Annotated in this window: 1 protein-coding gene; it reads right to left on the minus strand. The window is 44.0% G+C overall.

Annotation, left to right across the window (positions count from 1 at the left end):
* A partial coding sequence (locus ACLWS4_RS37345; protein WP_416876473.1) for a hypothetical protein occupies window positions 1-543 on the minus strand: 543 nt, incomplete at both ends.

Here is a 543-nt window from a genome sequence, read left to right on the forward strand (position 1 = left end):
GAAGGGTAATTGTAATATTTTTGATACATGCCCAAGGCTGTGAGCACCATACCGGTTGAGTCTGTATCCGGCGGGGTCTTCCCGGAAGTGTCCCAGCTCCAGCCTCCTCCAATTGTTGTTGCGCCATCGGTTATTTTCACTTCGAGATCAACTAGCTTGGCCGCGATTTTTGCGGGTGCATTTTCTGCGTTACTTGGAATTGCATAGTCATCCGTACTTAAAGCGATTAAATCAAAAGCATAAACCGTTGCTGTTGCACGATCTGCCGGAGACGCGTACACTTCTTTCACCAGGTTCCTGCCATTAATAAATTGAGACGGATCCTTGCCCATTGCTTTAATAGCGATAATTGCTTTATCTAAATCTCCGCGGCTTACGTTTGATGACTGGAGTTTATGAGAAATCGTATTTGTGTAATCTGATATCTCTTTTTTCTCCAGCAAACCTTTCTTCGCCAAAGCCGCCACAACCAAATCGGAATCCAGTTCAGATTTCTTAAAGAAAGCAGGATTCTTTTGGAAATAACCGGCTGTATTCTCAATG

This window comes from Kitasatospora sp. SC0581, assembly GCF_048159585.1.
Lineage (GTDB): Bacteria > Actinomycetota > Actinomycetes > Streptomycetales > Streptomycetaceae > Kitasatospora.